Origin of the sequence: Streptomyces sp. NPDC127084 (assembly GCF_042724175.1) — a bacterium.
Taxonomy (GTDB): Bacteria; Actinomycetota; Actinomycetes; order Streptomycetales; family Streptomycetaceae; genus Streptomyces.
The window spans coordinates 36,840-56,450 of record NZ_JBHXFA010000009.1; the positions used below are offsets into that span (position 1 = coordinate 36,840).

Here is a 19,611-nt window from a genome sequence, read left to right on the forward strand (position 1 = left end):
CCACGAGGCTACCGCCACCGTCCCCGGCCGTCACACCTGTCATACCTGGGAGCTACCCCGCAGGTGGGCTCCCTGGTGTGACGCGAACCAGACCGTGTGATCCATAGCTTCTCCCCCGGACCCAGCCACACATCCGGTACAAGAGGAGCACTTCCACCATGGCAAATCGCCCGCGCAGGCGCCGGTTCAGCCGCACCCTTCTGGCCGCGCTCGTGATGGCCTCGGTGGCGGTGCCGCTGTCGGGAGCGGCCCGGCCGTCCGCCGTCCCCGCGCCCGTTCCGCCCGTACTCGCCCCGATACGTGGGGCGGCCACGCCCGCGGGGCTCGCCGAGCGCTACGCCGCCAACCGCGAAGGCATCCGGGCCGCCGAGCGCACGGCCGCCGAGCACGGCGACCGGCGGCGGGCCACCGCACTGCGCGCGCTGGCAGCCCCGGAGCGGCAGTTCCTCGCCTTCGACGGACGCGACGGCGGGCGTACGGCCGAGGTCTTCGGGGACCTCGCCTCCGCCGAGCGGATCGCCGTGCTCGTACCCGGCTCGGACACCAACCTCGACACCTACCAGCGCTTCCGGGCGGGCGCGGTGAGCCTGCACGAGGAACTGCGCGAGGAACTGGGCGAGCGGGCGGCCGTGGTCGCCTGGCTCGGTTACCGGACACCGGCCACGGTGGGCCCTGAGGTGCTGACCCCGGGCCGCGCCGAGGACGCCGCCCCGCGGCTCGCGTCCTTCCTCTCGGGCCTCGAAACCCTCAGGCCGAAGGCCCGGGTCTCGCTGCTCTGCCACTCGTACGGCTCGGTGGTCTGCGGCGTCGCCGCATCCGGGACTCCGGCCGCCGCCATGGCGGACGTATCGGACATCGTGCTCTACGGCAGCCCCGGGGCAGGCGTGGACGGCGCCGCGTCGCTGCGCACCAAGGCAACGGTCTGGGCGGGCCGCGGATCCGGCGACTGGATCGCGTGCGTGCCCAACGTCAGCCTGCGGCTGCCGTTCGCTGACCTGGGCCTGGGAAGCAACGACCCGGTGTCCGAGGAGTTCGGCGCCCGGGTGTTCGCGGCCGGGGAGGCCGGACACAGCGACTACCTGAAGCCCGGTTCCGTGGCGCTGACGAACATCGCCCGGATCGTCTCCGGGCGCGCCCCCTCTCAGACCCAGTCCGAGGCGGCCGAGGAGAACAGCCGTGCGTGAGCTGATCCGGCGGATCGAAGCCGCCACGCCCCCCGACCGCGACCGCGCCGTCGACGCGCTGCGGGCCCTCGCCATCCTCGGCGTGGTGCTCGGGCACTGGCTGGTGACCGCGCTGGTCGCCGACAGCGGCACGGTGCGGGCCAACAGCCCGCTGTCGTACCTGCCCGAGCTCACACCCGTCTCCTGGCTGTTCCAGACGCTCGCCGTCTTCTTCCTGGTGGGCGGCAAGGTCGGCGCGTCGGGTTACGTCTCGGCGCGCGCTCGCGGCGTGGGCTACCGGCAGTGGCTCGGCGCCCGGATGGTCCGGCTGTTCCGGCCGGTGGCCGCCGTGCTGGTGGTGTGGGCCGTGGTGGCGGGCGCCCTGCTGGTGTCCGGCGTGGGTGTGGATACGGTACGCGCGCTCCTCAAGCTGGTGCTGTCGCCGCTCTGGTTCCTGCTGGTGTTCGCTGCCCTGACGGCGGCCACACCGCTGCTGGCGCGCCTCAACCCGCTGTGGCCGATCGCCGTCGTCCTGCATGTGGACCTGTTCCGCTTCGGGCCGCTGTCGGCGGATGAGCGGACCGGCTGGATCAACGTGGCGGCGGGCTGGGCCGTCCCGTACTGCCTGGGCGCGCTCTGGGCCCGGGACGGGCTGCCGCGCCCCGCGATCCGCTGGACGCTGCTGCTCGGCGGCGCCGCCACCACCGCGCTACTGGTCGCGGTGGCGGGCTACCCGGCCTCCATGGTCGGCGTCCCGGGCGCGGAGGTCTCCAACCTGAACCCGCCCACCCTCGCCGCCGTCAGCTTCGGCCTCGCCCAGTGCGGCGCCGCCCTGCTGCTGCTCGACCCCTTGCGCCGGGTACTGCGCCGCCCCGGCGCTTGGGCCGCCGTGGCGCTGGTGAACCTGTCCGCGATGACCGTCTTCCTGTGGCACCAGACCGCGATGATGGCGGTCACCGCCAGCGCTCTGCTCCCCGGCGACCCGCTGCCGGGGCTGCACACCGTCCCGGACGGAGCGGGCTGGGTGTTCGCGCGCCTCGCCTGGCTGCCGGTGTTCGCGCTGGCACTGCTGGCGTGCTGGGGGGCATTCCGTTCGTACGAGCAGGGGCAGGGCAAGGGGCGGCGGCGTCTGCGGAAACGGGAGGACCGAGTCGGCTCCCGGGAAGTGCACGAACAGCAGACCACCCGCCACCTCGTGAAGAGCCGTCTCTAGTATGCGACTTGTGAGCGAGGGAGACGTGAGAAGCGGGAACAGACGGCCGATACCGACCGCGTTGAGGGCGGCGGCGCGCGCCGTGCGCGAAGACCTGTGGACGGCGGCCCGCGACCCGCTGCCCCGCACGGGGTGGCTGGGCTGGCTGCCCCACGTCCACATCGTGCTGCTCGCCGTGATGCTGCTGATGTACAACATGGACAGCATCGACGACTCGTTGCCCGGACCGATCCCCCCGCCCATAATCCTGCTGGCCGTGCTCCAGTCGGCGGCGACCGTACTGGCCGTGTTCCGCCCGGCACCGGCCTGGTGGTTGTCGACGTTCGCGTTCTTCCTGCTCGCGCAGCTGCGATGGCACCCCAGGATCGGCGATCTGTGGCCCTGGACCCCGGGCGGGGTCATGCTGCACACCTTCGTGCTGCTGTTCCTCTCCCTGCGGGTCCGCCCCCTCGCCGCCGTGACGGCACTGGCGGCCTCGGTGCTGCCGGGCCTCTACCTCATCTTCTTCGCACCGCCGGAGTACGAGGGCGGCGACACCGTGTGGAGCACGGTCCTCTTCGGCGTCGCCGTGGTCGTCGGCTCTTCGCGGCGTACGAACCGGGTCGCCCGGGAGCGGCTCGCCGAGCAGCAGGTCCTCACCGCCGGGGAACGCGCTCGGCGCACCCTCCTGGAGGAGCAGAGCCGCATTGCCCGTGAGTTGCACGACGTGGTCGCCCACCATATGTCGGTGATCTCCATCCAGGCGCAGGTCGCCCCGCGGCTGATCGAGAACCCCCCGGACGCACTCAAGGAGAACCTTGCGGGCATCCGCGAGAACGCGGTGGAGGCGCTCACAGAACTCCGCCGGGTGCTCGGCGTGCTGCGCTCCGAGGACGCTGCGGCGGACGGTGTACGGCACGCCCCGCAGCCCACTCTGTCCCGGCTGGACGAGCTGGTCGCCAATGTGCGCGGTGCCGGTCTCACGGTCTCGACGGAGACCACCGGCAGACGGCGGGCCTTGTCGCCGGGTGTCGAGCTGTCGGCGTTCCGTATCGTCCAGGAGGCGTTGAGCAACGCGATGAGGCACGCACCCGGCGCGTCTGTGCGGGTGTCGCTCGGCTACGGCTCCGAAAGCCTGGTCGTCCGCGTCACCAACACGCCACCCCGTACGCCTCCCCCGCGCACGCCTGAAGCCGGTCACGGGCTCCTCGGCATGCGCGAGCGCTCCGCGATGCTGGGGGGCGAGCTCGTCGCCGGCCGTACGCCCGAGGGCGGCTGGGAAGTGACGGCGGTCCTGCCCGCCGTTCCCGCCTCCGTACCGGCCAAGGACCCCGTATGACGACGCCCCCACCCCCCATCCGCGTGCTGATCGCCGACGACCAGATGATGGTCCGCCAGGGCTTCACCGTGCTCCTCAACGGCGAACCGGACATCGAGGTCGTCGGCCAGGCCGTGGACGGTCATGAGGCCATCGCCGGGGTCGCCGAACTCGCCCCGGACGTCGTCCTGATGGACATTCGCATGCCCGGACTCGGCGGCATCGAGGCGACCGCGCGTATCACCGCCCCCGCCGACTCGACGGTGAAGGTCCTCGTCCTGACCACCTTCGATCTGGACGAGTACGTGTACGAGGCACTGCGCGCGGGCGCGTCCGGGTTTCTGCTGAAGGACGCGTCGGCGGACGAACTGGCGCACGCTGTGAGGGTGGTGGCGGCAGGGGACGCCCTGCTCTCCCCCAACCTGACCAAGCGGCTGATAGGCGAGTACTCCCGGGTCACCCGGACGGCGCCGCGCGTCCCGGGCAAGGCGCGCGTGAGGACGCTGACAGAGCGCGAGACCGAGGTGCTGTCCCTCATCGCCCAGGGCCTGTCGAACGCGGAGATGGCCGAGCAACTGGTCCTCGCCGAGCAGACGATAAAGACCCATGTGGGCCGTATCCTCTGCAAGTTGGACCTGCGCGACCGTACCCAGGCGGCGGTATTCGCCTTTGAGACGGGCCTCGTCCGCCCGTCAGGACGCATGACATGATCCGCCGGACGAACCCCACCGGAAGCTGAAGCAGAGAAGTGGCGGAGAAACCATGAGCGAGCGTCTCATGTGGTCCAAGTCTGCTGACTGGACCGCCTTCCCCGACGGCGTCACGGAATGACGGCGGCGGTCGGCAAGATCCCCGGCCCGGCCGGGGTGCCCCTACTGGGCTCACTGTTCGACCTCAAGCGCGACTCCCTCGCCACCTACCTGAGGGCACATCAGGAACATGGCGACGTCGTCAGGTTCACCGCCGGCCCGCCCGGGTTGCGGATGGAGCTGTACGGGGTGTTCTCCGCCGAGGGCGCCCAGCAGGTGCTGGCCACCGACGCGGCCGGCTTCCGCAAGGACAACGCCTTCTACCAGGAGGTCCGGGAGTCGTTCGGCAACGGACTGCTGACCAGCCAGGACGAGGACTACCTGCGGCAGCGCCGACTCGTCCAACCGCTGTTCACCCGGCGCCGCGTCGACGGCTACGCCGGAGCGGTCACGGACGAGACCGCCGCACTGCTCACCCGCTGGAAGGGCGCCCCGGACGCCACGGTCGACGTGGTGGACGAGATGACCGGGCTCGCACTGCGCGCGGTGGCCCGCATCCTGTTCGGCACGGATGTCGAGGAAGCGGTGCACGTCATCGAGCGCTGCTTCCCGGTGATCGGCAACTACACGCTTCGCCGGGGCTATTCACCCGTCAACCCACCCCGCTCATGGCCCACCCCCGGCAACCGCGAGGCCGCGTCCGCGACGCGGGATCTCTACGAGGTCTGCGACCGGATCATCGAGCAGCGGCGCGCGCAGGGCGACGAGGCGACCGGCGGCGACCTGCTGACCCTGCTCTCGCAGGCGCGGAGCGCCGAGGACGGCAGCCTGGACGCCGCCGAGATCCGCGACCAGGTGCTCATCTTCCTGCTCGCGGGGCATGAGACCACGGCCACCTCACTGGCGTTCGCCCTGCATCTGCTGGCCCGGCACCCCGAACACCAGGCCAGGGCGCGGGCGGAGGCCGTGGGCGTACTGGCGGGCCGGACACCCGAGGCGTACGACGTCGACGCACTCCCGTATCTGACGCAGGTGCTGAAGGAGGCGATGCGGCTCTTTCCGGCGGCCCCGGTCATCGGGCGGCAGGCGGTGTCCGCGATCGAGGTCGGTGGGTACGAGATCCCGGCCGGGGCCGATGTGATCGTGGCGCCCTGGGTGACGCACCGGCATCCGCGGTACTGGGAGGAGCCGGAGCGCTTTGACCCCGACCGCTTCGCGCCGGGGCGGGAGAAGGACAGACCGCGGTACGCCTGGTTCCCGTTCGGGGGCGGACCGCGGGCATGTATCGGTCAGCACTTCTCGATGCTGGAGTCGGTGCTCGCGCTGTCGATGATCCTGCGTGCCTACGAGTTGGAGGCGGTCGACACGGAGGTCCCCGTCACGGCGGAGATCACACTGCGCGCGACGGGCCCCGCCCGCTGCCTGATCCGCCCGCTGGACGCCTGACGCGGAGGTCCGGACGGCCGTGCGTCTGTACGGCCGTCCGGGAATCCCGCCGCACGGGGCGCTACGTCCGCTACCGCGGCGGGACCTTCGCCAGGGTCACGGCCTCCGCATCGCTCAGAACGCGCGGGAAGGCGCGTACGTCACCGATCAGCCCGGAGAACCGGTCGGCGTCACCGCCGTTCCACTTGGCGCGCCCTGCGACGAAGTTGCCGGAGGCGCCCCAGTCACCCGAGTGCTTCGCGGTGTCCTCGAGTACGCCGTTGACATAGAGGCGGATCTCGTCCTCCGCGTCGTCGTACACGCCGGTGAGATGCGTCCAGGCACCCACCGCGGGCCGGGTGACCGACTCCGCCTGGTCCTTGTCGGCACGAGTGGAGTCGTCGTCGCGAATGGCCATGGTCCAGCGGTCCACTCGCGGGTCGTACTGGAGGAAGAAGCCACTGATCCGGTCGCCGTCCTGGCTCAGCGCCGTGTGGAAGTCCCCCTTGGAACCGAGGTTCACCCAGGCGGCGACGCTGAAGCTCTGGTTGGTGTCCACGGCGGGCCGTACCGACTCGACGTACTGGCTGCGCCCGTCGAAGCGCAGTGCCCCGCCGCTGTCGGGGGTCGGGCCGTTGACCAGCACACCGGTGTTGCCGTTGCCGGAGGTGTCGGCGGTGGTGGCACCGGTCGTTCCGCGCCAGCTCCAGGACACGGCGGCGCCGGAAACCACCGGCGGCGTGGGCTTGGGCGGCTTGCGGCTCGGGGACGTGCTCGGACGTGCCGGGTGTCCGGTCGTGGCCGACGGCGAAGCTGACGAAGACGGGGACGCCGACGGCGAGGCCGGCTTCGAAGCCGGTGCGGACGGCAGCAGCGAGCCCCCGGCCGCTCCGGGCACGAGGGCTCCGCCGGCGACCGGCGGATCTGCCGGCTCGCTCGCGGTGAACGCGACAATGGTGGCCGGTGCGGCGACGGCAAGGCAGACCAGTGCGCCGACGGCCGCCAGTCGGCGGGCTCGCCGCTTGCGGTCGGGAGCGGCGGAACGCAGCGCGTCGGTACCGCCCCGGCGGTCACCGGCGGCCAGGCGTTCCGCGATGTAGCGGGCGCCGCCCCAGGCCAGGACGCCCTCGGCGAGGAGGATGTCATGACGGCCCAGCATCCGCCGCAGATCGTCGTAAGCGCGGCTGCACGCTCCCGGGCACTGTGTCAGATGGGACTTCAGGTGCCCGTCCACCGGGTGGTCGGAGAGGCGCGCGGACGCGACGACGATGCGCCTGAAGTGGCGGCAGTCACCCAGGGCCTGCTCCTCGTAAGCACGCACGTAGGCTGCCCGGAAGGCGGCACGGGCGTTCTCCAGACTGCCCGGGGGCAGGTCGGCCCCGGTGGCACCGAGGTAGCGAAGGATCTCCGGGAGTGGCTCGTCCTCCACGGTGTCGTGCCACAGCAGGGTCTGGGTCTGTGCCGGAAGAGCGGTGAACGCCTCGAGGATCAGCGCCGGCCCTCCGCCCTCGCCGGGGTTCTCCAGAGCTGTGCGCAGATCGGGCCCGAGGTCGGCGCCGCGGCCTGAACGCAGCCAGGAGCCGGCGACGGACAGCACGGTGGTGAGCAGATGGGGCCGCCAGGCCGGCTCGGACAGCGCCGAGGCATCGCGAACGGCGTTGCGGCTCGCCTCCCCGGCCAGTTCGTCGGAAGCATGCGGGGTGGCGGCACACAGCGCCGCGAACCGGAGCAGCGCGGCACCGTGACGGTCGTGCAGTTCGGCGGCGGCCCGGTCGACGGAGCCGACGGCGGACGCGGATGCCGGGCGGCAGCGGACGATCCGTACCAGAGCGGTGTCGCCGACACGGTGCACGTGCTCGACGCTGTCGGCGTGGTCGGTGGGCTCGGACTGCTCCGTGGGCTTGTCTTGTCTGCCGACGTCCTCGCTCGCGGATCCGGTGGTCCGCGCCTCCCCTGTCCCCGCGCCCACCGCGGGCCGGGCGTACTGTCCGGGCTGCACCACCTGGTTGCTCCTGGTTCACTCATCAGCCCGGCGATCAAGGGGGCACGGCGAACCATCGACTCCCCCCTGGGCCCCGTCCCCCCGCGCCTGTGCACAGAGCCCCCGACGGCACCGCTCGCCGGACCATCGTTCTCACGTGTCGGCAGTGGCAGGGATTACAACCAGCCACTAAGTGGCCGAATGTAGCCGGACCCGAGGACAACGTCCAGCAGTCGCGATCGACAAGAAATCCGGACGAACACCCTCCACTTCAGCCGCGGCGGGCTGCCCGCACCAACGGCGACGCGAGGAGCTAACGTGCACGCCCATGGCCTCTGTGCTGCTCGTCGAGGACGACCCCGTCATCAGGACCGCGCTCATCGAAGCGCTGTCCGCGCACGGGCACGCGGTGCGTACCGCAGCCGCCGGGTTCGAGGCGTTGCGGGTGGCGGCGCAGGAACCGCCCGATGCCGTGGTGCTCGACCTCGGGCTGCCCGATCTTGACGGGACCGACGTACTGCGGATGCTGCGCGGGATCTCGCGGGTGCCGGTGCTCGTGGCCACGGCTCGGGACGATGACGCGGAGATCATCCGGGTGCTCAACGCGGGGGCGGACGACTATGTCGTCAAACCGTTCTCCGGAGGGCAGCTCGCGGCGCGGCTCGCGGCCGTGTTGCGGCGGTCCGCGCCGGCCGACGCGCCACCGGCGGCATCGGCGGTGCTGCGGGCCGGGGAACTGCTCGTGGACACGCTGGCCCGTACCGCATTTCTCGCCGGGTCCGAGCTCGTGCTCACCAGGAGGGAGTTCGACCTGCTCGCCTATCTGGTCAGCAGAGCGGACCAGGTGGTGTCCCGCCGCCGGATCCTGACCGATGTGTGGCGGCGGCCCTATGTGGACGAGCAGACCGTGGACGTCCATCTCTCGGCGCTGCGCCGCAAACTGGGCGAGAGCCCGGCAGCGCCGCGCTACCTGCACACCGTGCGGGGTATCGGTATCAAACTGGTGACGCCGCGATGAGGCGCGCGCTCGCCCTGGTCTCGCTCGCCGTGACGGTTGTCATCACGGTCTCGTTCCTCGTCCCGCTCGGGCTGCTCGTCCGTTCCCAGGCCCGCGAGCGGGCGACTTCCGCTGCCGAGCAGCAAGCCACCGCCTTCGCGCCGCTGCTCGCGCTCACCACGCAGCCCGGCAAGGTCCGGGAGGCGTTGGCGGAGACGGAACCGCGGGGGCGGCGGCTGGCTGTACGGCTGCCCGACGGGCAGTTCGCCGGTACGCCCCGCGCTCCCCGTGCCCATCTGCTGCGAGCCGCCCGGCTGAAGGAGACCTCGTCGCTGGACGTCAGCGGAGGCTGGGTCTATCTGCATCCCGTCGTGCTGCCCGGAGGCGGGGTCGCCGTGATCGAGGCCTACGCGAGCGAGGAAGAACTCGGCGAAGGCGTGGGCACCTCCTGGGCGGTGATGTCCGCGCTGGCTCTCGGCCTGGTCGTCGGCGCGATGTGGTTCGCCGACCGGCTCGGGGCCGGGGTCAGCCGTTCGGCCCGGAGTCTGTCCCGGGCCGCGGACGCGCTGGGTGCGGGCGATCTGATGGCGCGGGTCGAACCCCAGGGGCCCACCGAACTGCGGGAGGCCGGGACCGCCTTCAACGGAATGGCGGACCGCGTGACGCATCTGCTCGCAGTCGAACGGGAGCTGATCGCGGATCTGTCGCACCGGCTGCGTACGCCCCTCACGGCGCTGCGGCTCGAAGCGGAACGCCTGGGCGGGACGACCGACGTGCGCCGTCTGACCGCGGCCGTGTCCGAGCTCGAATCGGAGGTCGACACCATGATCTCCGCCGCGCGCACACCGCTCTCCGGGTCCCGGCTGCCCGACGAGGACCCTGGCACCGTGTGCTGCCCGGTGGCCGAACTCGTGGGGCGGCGCCTGGACTTCTGGGGTGTGCTGGCACGGCAGCAGCAGCGCTCCTGCACGCGCGAGATGACCTCCGAGGCAACGCTGGTGCGGATGACGCAGGAGGATCTGGCCACTGTCGTGGACACCCTCCTCGGCAATGTCTTCCGGCACACCGCCCAGGGCATCGCGCTCTCCGTTCGCGTCGAACGATCGGCGCAGGCGGTGCTGTTCACCGTGGACGATGGCGGGCCCGGCATCGTGGACCCGCACAGCGCGCTGGCGCGTGGCGTCAGCGAGGGCGGGTCCACCGGCCTCGGGCTCAATATCGCCGACCGGGCCGTCCGGGACGCCGGGGGGAGGCTGAGCATCGCCCGCTCGCCGATGGGCGGGGCCCGCGTACAGGTGTCGCTGCCGCTCGTCACTCCGAAGGGCGAAGCGCAGGGGCGAGCAGTCCGCCGCGCGCGGGGACTGCTCACCCGTTGACAGGGCGAACCGGCGTCTCACGATAAGGCCGGGCGAGCCCTGCGGAATGCGGCTATTCCGGCGGAGTCCTTGCCCTGAGGGCTCTGGCGAGTTCGCCCACGCGTCAGCCCTGGTCGCCGGCGAAGCGCTTCGCGGTCTGGAAGGTCCGCCAGGCATCGTCGCCGAGCGTCGCCGCGGCTGCCGCGTTCTGCCCGTTGTGCCTGAACGTGCCGTGGTTCACCCCGACCATGACCCAGTCACCGCCGCCCTGGTCGGCGAACCAGGGGCCGCCCGAGGCACCGTCACCCAGGTTGGGGCAGGTGCTCACACCCCAGATCACCGAGCTGTCGGGGTCCTTGCCGCGGTTGGCGGGCAGCGCGCGAGTCTGCTTCTGGCACACGTCCAGGCGGTAGCGGCCCACGGACTCCGACGGATAGCCGGCGATCTTCAGCCGGCTGCCGGTGAGGGAGTTCTCCGAACGACTGGGGACCCAGCCGACCGCGTCGCCGATGCTGCGTCCGTTCCTCGGGTCCAGTACCACGAAGGCGACGTCGTACGCGGTGCGCTCCCAGGAGCTCTTGCCCGCGTCGTACTCGGGATGGACGAAGATGCGCGAGGAGCGGTAATAGTCCTTGAACTCGGGCTGCTTGCCGGAATTCAGCGCCGGGGCGAAGAACGCCTCCCGGCTCCCGGCGTGCTCGCCCGCCTTCACGACGCAGTGCGCGGCCGTGGCTATGACGTTCCGCGAGACCACGGTGGCACTGCACTGAGTGTAGCTGGGAAGGAAGTCCGTGCCCTTGTAGTCGAAATCGACGGCGAGATATCCGATCGCCTGCTCGGTGGCATCGGGGACGCCGCGGTTGCCTCCGTTCGCGACGAGTGCCGCCGCCTTCGCGCGACCGGGCGAGGAGAGGCTCGCACCTCCGGCCGCCCCCCGCTCCGAAGCCTTCGGTGAACTCGCCGGACGGGGCTGGGTGGTACTGCTCGGTCTGCCCTGACCGTTCCCCTTGCCGCTGCCGTCGCCGTTCGCGTTCCCCTTGGTGCCGGGTCGCGGCGTGGTGGTGGAATTCGGCGTCGGCGTAGGCGACTTCTTCGACTGGCCGGACTGCGCCACGGGCTTGCGGGAATCCTGCCCCCTGTCGATACAGGCGAGCGCGGAACCGCCGCCGAGTACCGCGATGGCGACCCCTGCCGCCACCGATATCCGCAGCCGCGACTTCTTTCCCGACGCCGACGCCGAATGACGACCGTGCTTCGCGTGACCCGTGCCCATATGACCGCTGCTCCCTGCTCCTCCTCGACGGATGTTGCTCCGGGAGCGTATGCAGCGGATGACGCGGTGAGGGCGTTTGGAAAAGAGCCCTAAGTGGTTCTTCAAAGTCCCTTAAGAGTCGGCCCATGGGCCGAGTCGAGGCCACGGAGCCCCGTGGCGCTCAGCTCACACCGCGCGGCCGGAACTGGATGCTGATCCGCGGCCCGACCGCTCGCGCGGTCTTCGGCACCGCGTGCTCCCAGGTCCGCTGGCAGGAACCGCCCATGACGACCAGGTCGCCATGCCCCAATGCCTTGCGGACCGGGGCGTGGCGACCGCTGCGGGATCTCAGGGCGAGGTCGCGCGGGGAGCCGACGGAGAGGATGGCGACCATGGTGTCCTGGCGGGAGCCGCGGCCGTTGGTGTCGCCGTGCCAGGCGACGCTGTCGCGTCCGTCGCGGTAGTAGCAGAGCCCCGCCGACACGAAGGGCTCGCCGAGCTCGTCCGCGTAGTACGCGGACAGGGCGTCCCTGGCCTCGGCGATGAGGGGGTGCGGGAGCGGCTCGCCGGCCGGGTAGTGCGCGAGGAGGCGCGGTACGGCGACCTCGCGGTCGTACATCCGCCAGCGCTCGGCTCGCCAGGGGACGCCGCCGACCAGTTCCTCGAAGAAGGAGTCCGCTCCGGAGAGCCAGCCCGGCAGGGTGTCGAGCCAGGCTCCGTCGCCGAGCACCGTGCGGCGGATGTCCGCATGGCGCAGCGGACCGAGGCGGATCTCGTCGGTCTGGTCGAAGAGCGAGCCTTGCAGAGGGACTGCGGCCATGGCCCCAGGATAACGAGAAACCGAACAGATGAGCTATTCGACATCCGGCCACCCCTCGCATCCCGGAGGATCCGCCCCAGCGGTCCCGCCCGGGACACTTGGCACCGGGGCCCCGCGGACTCAGCCGTTGAGGGTCTGCATGAGGTGCGGCGCGTAACGGTCACCGGAGGCGACTCCGCGCGGCGCCACGGCCTCGATGGCAGCGATGTCGTCGGGGGTGAGGTCGATGGCCGTGGCCGCGGCGTTCTCCTCCAGATAGCGACGGCGCTTGGTGCCGGGGATCGGGACCGCGCCCTGACCCAGCACCCAGGCCAGCGCGAGCTGCGACGGAGTGACGGACTTCTCGTCCGCCAGCCGCTTGACCTCCCCGACGACAGCGAGGTTGCGGGCGAAGTTCTCGCCCTGGAAGCGCGGGTCGCCACGGCGGAAGTCATCGTCCGCGAAGTCCTCGGGTGAGGTGATGGCCCCGGACAGGAATCCCCGCCCGAGCGGCGAGTACGCGACAAGGCCGATACCGAGCTCCGCCAGCACCGCCCTGACGCCGTCGCTCTCGATCCCCCGCTCGAACAGCGAGTACTCGGTCTGCACCGCGGTCAGCGGGTGGACGGCATGGGCCCGCCGGATGGTCGCGGCTGCCGCCTCGCTGACACCCAGGTAGCGGACCTTGCCGGCCGCGACGAGCTCGGCCATGGCGCCGACACTCTCCTCGATGGGCACGTTCGGGTCGACGCGGTGCAGGTAGTAGAGGTCGATGTAGTCAGTGCCGAGGCGCCGGAGGGAGCCGTCCACGGCGCGGTGGATGTAGTCGGGCCGGCCGTTGAGCCCGACCAGGGCGCCATCCTCGGTGAACTCGACCCCGGTCTTGGTGGCGATAACGACTCGCTCGCGGCGACCGGCGACGGCCTTGCCGACGAGCGCCTCGTTGATGAACGGGCCATACCCCTCGGCGGTGTCCAGCATGGTGACGCCGAGTTCGAGCGCGCGGTCGATCGTGGCCAGCGACTCCGTGTCGTCGGTCGCGCCGTAGAAGGCGCTCATCCCCATGCAGCCGAGCCCTTCGGCTCCGACCACCAGGCCCTGGGATCCCAGCGTGTGCTGCTCCATCACTCTCTACTCCTCTGTCGAAACTGGCGAACTGGTGAAACCATCAAGTAACTAACTCGTTAGTTCCAGCTTGCGGCAGAACGATGCAGCTTGTCAATAACTGGATAGTTACCTAGTAGGCTGCCCCTGTGGCACGGGATTCCAGCGCAACCAAGGCACGCCTGCTCGAAGCGGCCCTGGCCGAGTTCGCCGAGTACGGCATCGCGGGCGCCAGGGTCGACCGCATCGCCGAGACGGCCGGCGCGAACAAGCGCCTGATCTACGTCTACTTCGGCAACAAGGAGCAGCTCTTCGACCTCGTGCTCCAGCAGGCCATGGAGCAGGGCGCCGAGTCGGTGCCGTTCGACGCCTCGGACCTTCCCGGATACGCGGGAGCGATCTTCGACCACCTCGCGGACCGGCCGGAGCTGATGCGGCTCGTGGCCTGGAAGCAGCTGGAGCGCCCCGGAACCTCAGCCGCCGGCGCCGACGCCTACCGCCACAAGGTCGCGGCGGTGGCGGCCGAGCAGGAGGCGGGGTACGTCGACTCGGGCACCGACCCCGCCGACATCCTGACCCTCGTGCTCTCGCTGGCCCAGTCCTGGTTCGCCGCTCCCGGGGGCCCGGCCACCGACGCGGACGGCACCGCGTGGCACGGCGCCCGCCGGGAGCGTTACCGCGCCGCCGTCGTGGCGGCGGTGGCCCGTATCGTCGCCGTCGCACCGCCGGGGCCTGCCGAGCACCACCCCTGACAGCCGCGGACACTCACCCCGACGGGCGATAGTGCGAGCGGCTCACACCCCGCGCCGCCTGCGCCGGAACCTCCGGAAGCCGCACCACGTGTCCCAAAACACGGGGCGCCCCGTGCGGGGCCGCCGTAAGCTCACGTCATGCAGGTGATCCAGTCGACCAAGCTCGCCAACGTCTGTTACGAGATCCGGGGCCCGGTACTCGAGGAGGCGATGCGCCTGGAGGCAGCCGGCCACCGCATCCTCAAGCTGAACACCGGCAACCCGGCGGCGTTCGGTTTCGAGTGCCCCCCGGCAATCCTCGAGGACATCCTGCGGAACGTGGGCGACGCCCATGGTTACGGCGACGCCAAGGGCCTGCTCAGCGCGCGGCGCGCGATCATGAGCCACTACGAGACCAAGGGCATCCCGCTCTCCGTCGAGGACATCTACCTCGGCAACGGTGTGTCCGAGCTGATCCAGATGGCGATGCAGGCCCTGCTCGACGACGGCGACGAGGTGCTCGTCCCGGCTCCCGACTATCCGCTGTGGACCGCTTCGGTCTCACTCTCCGGCGGCACGGCCGTGCATTACCGCTGTGACGAGCAGTCCGACTGGATGCCGGATCTCGCGGACATCGAGCGCAAGATCACCGACCGCACCAAGGCGATCGTGATCATCAATCCGAACAACCCGACCGGCGCCGTCTACGACGACGAGATGCTGCGCGGGCTCACCGAGATCGCCCGGCGCCACCAGCTCGTTGTCTGCTCCGACGAGATCTACGACAAGATCCTCTACGACGGCACCACACACACCCCGACCGCCGCCATCGCGCCCGATCTGATGGTGCTGACCTTCAACGGGATGTCCAAGAACTACCGTGTGGCCGGCTACCGCAGCGGCTGGCTGGCGGTCTGCGGCCCGAAGGCACACGCGTCCTCGTACATCGAGGGCCTGACGATCCTGGCCAACATGCGGCTGTGCGCCAACATGCCGGCGCAGCACGCGGTGGCCGCCGCGCTCCAGGGGCGGCAGTCGATCGAGGATCTGGTACTCCCGGGCGGCCGGCTGCTCGAGCAGCGGGATGTGGCGTACGAGCTGCTGACCGGAATCCCCGGGGTGAGCTGCGTCAAGCCGAAGGGGGCGCTCTATCTGTTCCCGCGGCTCGACCCTGCCGTCTACAAGATCAAGGACGACCGGCAGATGGTGCTTGACCTGCTGCGGGCCGAGCAGATCATGGTCGTGCACGGGACCGGGTTCAACTGGCATGAGCCCGACCACTTCCGGATCGTGACCCTGCCGAACGCGACGGACCTCGCGGACGCGGTGACCCGGATCGGGACCTTCCTGGACGGCTACAGCCAGCCGTGACCCGACCCGCGTAACCGCGAGCCGTGAACCCGCGTCCCCCGGACCCGTAACCGGACCGTTTTCACGATCGGACATAACTTTAGACTCGATCCAAGGTAGGATGGTCTCCTGATATCGCGAGGGAGGCCATCCGCCATGTACGAACCGATCCGCTCGAAGTCCGTCCACACGACGGCGGACGCCTCCGACCCCGGCGACTTCCCGCACCGCAGCCGTGAAGACGAGCTGGACATCCAGCTCGCGGGTCACCTTGCCGCGCTTCTCGCCGTCACCGATGAGCTGGGGTTGGCGGCCGAGGCCGACCGCATCGCCGCCGAGGTCGCCCGGCTGCGCGGCGCCCCGCCGGTACGGCATGCCGGACCGACCGGCGCCGAGCCCCCGGCCCTCCACGAGCGCGCACTCGCGCTCGCCGGTCGCGCCCTGGTCGTCGCCGCGTCGCGTGCGGACACCGTGGTCGCGATCCTGTCGGCCGAGCGCATGGACGCCCACACCGCCGCCCTGCGCGACGCGCAGCTGGTCGGCGCCCCCTGACGGCCCCGGTCCGCGTGCCGCAGAGACGCGCGGACCGGGTGCCACCTATTGCGCGGTACTGCCACGGCTCGGCACGGCTGCGGGTGTGAGTGGTCGAGAGGGTGTTCCGGCGCGGTGCGTGGGAACGGTCAGCTCCGTACGACGGGCAGTGCGGCCAGACCGCGCATGACCCGGGTCGGCCGCCAGACGAGCTCGTCAGCCGGCTTGGCCAGCCGCGCGGAGCCCAGATGCCGGAGCAGCAGGGGGAACGCGATGGCGCCCTCGAGGCGGGCCAGGGCTGCGCCGATGCAGAAGTGGGGTCCGTGTCCGAAGGCGAGATGGGCATTGGGTGTACGGGTCACATCCAGTCGGTCCGCGTGAGGGAAGCGGTTGCCGTCCCGGTTGGCAGAGCCGATCAGGAGGCTGACGATGTCTCCCTCGCTGATCAGCTGCCCGTGGATGCGGATCGGCTCCGCTGCACACCGGAAGGTCGCGTCCCGTACCGGGGAGTCATAGCGCAGCAGCTCCTCGACCGCGGTACCGACAGCGCCCGGGTCTCCCGCTGATGTGATCCGGGCTGCCTGGTCGGGGTTGCGGAGCAAGGCGAGCATGCCGTTCCCGATGAGGTTCATGGTGGTGTCGTGTCCCACCAGAAGCAGGAGGTAGGCAGTGGAGCGCAGTTCCACCTCGCCCATCGCCCGCGTCTCGTCACTGGCCCGCACCAGAGCGCCCAGCAGGTCCACTGCGCTGCGTTCGCCCCCGTGGCGCTTGCCCGCGATCAGGACGTCCAACAGAGCGTGCAGGTCGCCTTCAGTCCCGGCCGCGTTCAGTCCCGGGGCGGGTGCGATGGTGGCCATGAGGGTGTCGCGGGTCGACTGGTTGTCCAGTGCTCTCGGGACTCCGAGGATCGTGCAGATCATCCGGAAGGTCAGGGGAGCGGCGAAGTCCGCGATCACATCCACGTGGGCGTGGTGCTTGGTCCGGTTCAGCAGCCTGTTCGCGATATCCGTGATGACGGGTTCGAGCTGCGCGATCCGGCGGGGGACGAACGCCGTGTTCACCAGGGTCCGCAGACGGGTGTGGTCCGGCGGGTCGGCGTGGACCACATGCCGGTTGAGTCCGGTCGGCCCCGGCACGTAGCCGGGCACCCGGCCCGGGTCCTTGCTCAGACGGCGGTCGGTCAGCAGGCCCCGGACATCCTCGTAGCGGGAGACCTGCCACACAGTAGGCCGCCCGGGCCTCCGCTCCGGGTGGGCGGGCGCATACCGGCGCAGCCATGCGAAGTAGGGGTACGGGTCCTGTACCCGTGAGGCCAGCAGTTCAGGAGGTGGGGACGGCACAACGGGAGCGGGCACTGTGGCTCCGGGCTCGAGACCCAAACACGGACACCACACCAAACGACCAGCGGCACCCGGAAGACGCGGAGGATGCCACATCCAGCGCCACAGGACGGGCAAGGTCACCCCGATGGACCAGTTCATCCGTGGGACGCCCCCGGCCGCTCCATCACGTCGATCGCCAAGCTGCCGGGCGTCTCCCCGGCACCCTCGACGACGACCGCTGACTCCGCACGCCTCCGGACCGCCGGATCGCCGGATCGCCGGCATCCGTAGCCTCCACACCTCCGGAGCCACCGCACCGCCACTCCACGGAGAAAGGCCGGGGCCCGCCCCGTACGCCGTTGTACGGTGCGGGCCCCGGCCTCAGCTCCGAGTGGGGGTTCAGCCCAGTCGGGTGACCAGTGCGCGGTACTCGTCCCACAGCTCCTTCGGGGTGTGGTCACCGAACGTGTTGAGGTGCTCGGGCACCAGCGCGGCTTCCTCGCGCCAGACGTCGGCGTCGACCTTGAGCAGGAAGTCCAGGTCCGCCTCGGGCATTTCGAGGCCCTCGGTGTCCAGCGACTCCTTGGTCGGGAGGATGCCGATCGGGGTCTCGACGCCGTCGGCCTTGCCCTCCAGGCGCTCGACGATCCACTTCAGCACGCGGCTGTTCTCGCCGAAGCCGGGCCAGACGAACTTGCCCGCGTCGTTCTTGCGGAACCAGTTCACGTAGTAGATCTTCGGGAGCTTCGCCTGGTCGGCGGACTGGCCGACCTTGATCCAGTGGGCCATGTAGTCGCCCATGTTGTAGCCGCAGAACGGCAGCATCGCGAACGGGTCGCGGCGCAGCTCGCCGACCTTGCCCTCGGCGGCGGCGGTCTTCTCGGAGGCGACGTTGGCGCCGAGGAACACGCCGTGCTGCCAGTCGAAGGACTCGGTCACCAGCGGGACGGCGGAGGCGCGGCGGCCACCGAAGAGGATCGCCGAGATCGGCACGCCCTTCGGGTCCTCCCACTCGGGCGCGATGATCGGGCACTGCGAGGCGGGGACGGTGAAGCGGGCGTTCGGGTGCGCGGCCGGGGTGTCCGACGCGGGCGTCCAGTCGTTGCCCTTCCAGTCGGTGAGGTGGGCGGGAGTCTCCTCCGTCATGCCCTCCCACCAGATGTCGTTGTCGTCGGTGAGCGCGACGTTGGTGAAGACCGCGTTGCCCCAGAGGGTCTTCATGGCGTTGGCGTTGGTGTGCTCACCGGTGCCGGGCGCGACGCCGAAGAAGCCCGCCTCGGGGTTGATCGCGTAGAGCCGGCCGTCCTCGCCGAACCGCATCCAGGCGATGTCGTCGCCGATGGTCTCCACGGTCCAGCCGGAGATCGTGGGCTCCAGCATGGCCAGGTTGGTCTTGCCGCAGGCCGACGGGAAGGCGGCGGCGACGTACTTGGGCTCGCCCTGCGGCGGGGTCAGCTTGAGCACGAGCATGTGCTCGGCGAGCCAGCCCTCGTCGCGGGCCATGACGGAGGCGATGCGCAGGGCGTAGCACTTCTTGCCGAGCAGCGCATTGCCGCCGTATCCGGAGCCGTACGACCAGATCTCGCGGGACTCCGGGAAGTGGGAGATGTACTTGGTGCTGTTGCACGGCCACGGCACATCGGCCTCGCCCTCGGCGAGCGGGGCGCCGAGCGTGTGGACGGCCTTCACGAAGAAGCCGTCCTCGCCGAGCTGGTCGAGGACGTCCTGTCCCATGCGGGTCATGGTGCGCATGGAGACCGCGACGTAGGCGGAGTCGGTGATCTCGACGCCGGGCGCGGAGAGCGGCGAGCCGAGCGGGCCCATGCAGAAGGGGACCACGTACATGGTCCGGCCCTTCATGGAGCCGCGGAAGATCCCCTTGTCACCGGTGAAGATGTCCCGCATCTCGGCGGGGGCCTTCCAGTGGTTCGTGGGGCCCGCGTCCTGCTCGTTCTCGGAACAGATGAAGGTGCGGTCCTCGACACGGGCGACATCGGACGGGTCGGATGCGGCGTAGTAGGAGTTGGGGCGCTTGATCGGGTCCAGCTTGCGGAAGGTGCCCTTGGCGACGAGCTCCTCGCACAGGCGGTCGTACTCGGCCTCGGACCCGTCGCACCAGACCACCCTGTCCGGCTGCGTGATCGCTGCTATCTCATCGACCCATGCGATGAGTTCCTGGTGGTTGGTGGGGACGGTGCCGGGAGCCGCGTTGTCGCGCGCCACGATTGCTCCTAAGTGAGGGGTCTGAAGTTGGGTGCCCCGTGGGGGCTGCGACCCGGATGCTTCGTAGCCGCTCATCCGGTGCCGACCGCACTCATCTGATCATCCGTGCCGTGTGCGCA

At 70.7% G+C, this 19,611-nt stretch carries 16 protein-coding genes; 10 read left to right on the forward strand and 6 right to left on the reverse strand.

What is annotated here, in order from left to right; all coding sequences use genetic code 11:
• Positions 1–158 precede the first annotated feature (158 nt).
• The 5 genes from ACFWI9_RS04095 (at position 159) to ACFWI9_RS04115 (ending at position 5,868) form a co-directional block, all read left to right on the forward strand.
• Positions 159–1,184, forward strand: coding sequence for an alpha/beta hydrolase (locus ACFWI9_RS04095; RefSeq protein WP_387158931.1), 1,026 nt, complete (start codon positions 159–161; stop codon positions 1,182–1,184).
• Entirely contained in the window at positions 1,177–2,376 is a 1,200-nt protein-coding gene (locus ACFWI9_RS04100; protein WP_387158932.1) for an acyltransferase, read from the forward strand. Before ACFWI9_RS04095 ends, ACFWI9_RS04100 begins: the two co-directional genes overlap by 8 nt.
• Before the next feature lies 1 nt (position 2,377).
• Complete coding sequence (locus tag ACFWI9_RS04105) at positions 2,378–3,694, forward strand: sensor histidine kinase (protein WP_387158933.1); 1,317 nt, start codon at positions 2,378–2,380, stop codon at positions 3,692–3,694.
• A complete protein-coding gene (locus ACFWI9_RS04110; RefSeq protein WP_387158934.1) occupies positions 3,691–4,383 on the forward strand; it encodes a response regulator in 693 nt (230 codons plus the stop codon). Before ACFWI9_RS04105 ends, ACFWI9_RS04110 begins: the two co-directional genes overlap by 4 nt.
• 117 nt (positions 4,384–4,500) lie before the next feature.
• Entirely contained in the window at positions 4,501–5,868 is a 1,368-nt protein-coding gene (locus tag ACFWI9_RS04115; RefSeq protein WP_387158935.1) for a cytochrome P450, read from the forward strand.
• A gap of 70 nt (positions 5,869–5,938) precedes the next feature.
• On the opposite strand, the gene ACFWI9_RS04120 is transcribed toward ACFWI9_RS04115, so the two are convergent.
• On the reverse strand, positions 5,939–7,849 hold the full coding sequence (locus ACFWI9_RS04120) for a LamG-like jellyroll fold domain-containing protein (RefSeq protein WP_387158936.1): 1,911 nt from the start codon (positions 7,847–7,849) through the stop codon (positions 5,939–5,941).
• Positions 7,850–8,156: 307 nt separating this feature from the next.
• Between ACFWI9_RS04120 and ACFWI9_RS04125 the strand changes: the two genes are divergently transcribed.
• Both ACFWI9_RS04125 and ACFWI9_RS04130 read left to right on the forward strand, forming a co-directional pair.
• On the forward strand, positions 8,157–8,846 hold the full coding sequence (locus tag ACFWI9_RS04125; protein ID WP_387158937.1) for a response regulator transcription factor: 690 nt from the start codon (positions 8,157–8,159) through the stop codon (positions 8,844–8,846).
• Positions 8,843–10,201: an ATP-binding protein gene (locus ACFWI9_RS04130; RefSeq protein WP_387158938.1), complete on the forward strand. Its 1,359-nt coding sequence runs from the start codon at positions 8,843–8,845 to the stop codon at positions 10,199–10,201. The genes ACFWI9_RS04125 and ACFWI9_RS04130 overlap by 4 nt, the downstream gene beginning before the upstream one ends.
• A 103-nt stretch (positions 10,202–10,304) precedes the next feature.
• Here ACFWI9_RS04130 and ACFWI9_RS04135 read toward each other — a convergent pair whose 3' ends face one another.
• The 3 genes from ACFWI9_RS04135 to ACFWI9_RS04145 all read right to left on the reverse strand — a co-directional run bounded on the left by ACFWI9_RS04135 (position 10,305) and on the right by ACFWI9_RS04145 (position 13,356).
• Positions 10,305–11,453 (reverse strand): trypsin-like serine peptidase, encoded by a 1,149-nt coding sequence (locus ACFWI9_RS04135; RefSeq protein WP_387158939.1) that lies wholly within the window; start codon positions 11,451–11,453, stop codon positions 10,305–10,307.
• Positions 11,454–11,613: 160 nt separating this feature from the next.
• Positions 11,614–12,252, reverse strand: coding sequence for an alpha-ketoglutarate-dependent dioxygenase AlkB (locus ACFWI9_RS04140; RefSeq protein ID WP_387158940.1), 639 nt, complete (start codon positions 12,250–12,252; stop codon positions 11,614–11,616).
• A gap of 120 nt (positions 12,253–12,372) precedes the next feature.
• Positions 12,373–13,356: an aldo/keto reductase gene (locus ACFWI9_RS04145; protein WP_387158941.1), complete on the reverse strand. Its 984-nt coding sequence runs from the start codon at positions 13,354–13,356 to the stop codon at positions 12,373–12,375.
• Positions 13,357–13,484: 128 nt separating this feature from the next.
• Between ACFWI9_RS04145 and ACFWI9_RS04150 the strand changes: the two genes are divergently transcribed.
• The 3 genes from ACFWI9_RS04150 to ACFWI9_RS04160 all read left to right on the forward strand — a co-directional run bounded on the left by ACFWI9_RS04150 (position 13,485) and on the right by ACFWI9_RS04160 (position 15,968).
• Positions 13,485–14,087, forward strand: a complete 603-nt coding sequence (locus tag ACFWI9_RS04150; RefSeq protein WP_387158942.1) for a TetR family transcriptional regulator — start codon at positions 13,485–13,487, stop codon at positions 14,085–14,087.
• 138 nt (positions 14,088–14,225) lie between these two features.
• Entirely contained in the window at positions 14,226–15,437 is a 1,212-nt protein-coding gene (locus tag ACFWI9_RS04155; RefSeq protein ID WP_387158943.1) for a pyridoxal phosphate-dependent aminotransferase, read from the forward strand.
• Between the two features lie 135 nt (positions 15,438–15,572).
• Positions 15,573–15,968, forward strand: a complete 396-nt coding sequence (locus tag ACFWI9_RS04160; RefSeq protein WP_387158944.1) for a hypothetical protein — start codon at positions 15,573–15,575, stop codon at positions 15,966–15,968.
• Positions 15,969–16,096: 128 nt separating this feature from the next.
• Here the strand turns inward: ACFWI9_RS04160 and ACFWI9_RS04165 are convergent, their stop codons facing one another.
• Together ACFWI9_RS04165 and ACFWI9_RS04170 are read right to left on the reverse strand one after the other, a co-directional pair.
• On the reverse strand, positions 16,097–17,302 hold the full coding sequence (locus ACFWI9_RS04165) for a cytochrome P450 (protein ID WP_387158945.1): 1,206 nt from the start codon (positions 17,300–17,302) through the stop codon (positions 16,097–16,099).
• A 366-nt stretch (positions 17,303–17,668) separates the two neighbouring features.
• The gene (locus ACFWI9_RS04170) at positions 17,669–19,492 is read right to left on the reverse strand and encodes a phosphoenolpyruvate carboxykinase (GTP) (protein ID WP_387158946.1); all 1,824 of its coding nucleotides are present in this window, start codon (positions 19,490–19,492) and stop codon (positions 17,669–17,671) included.
• Positions 19,493–19,611: the final 119 nt, after the last annotated feature.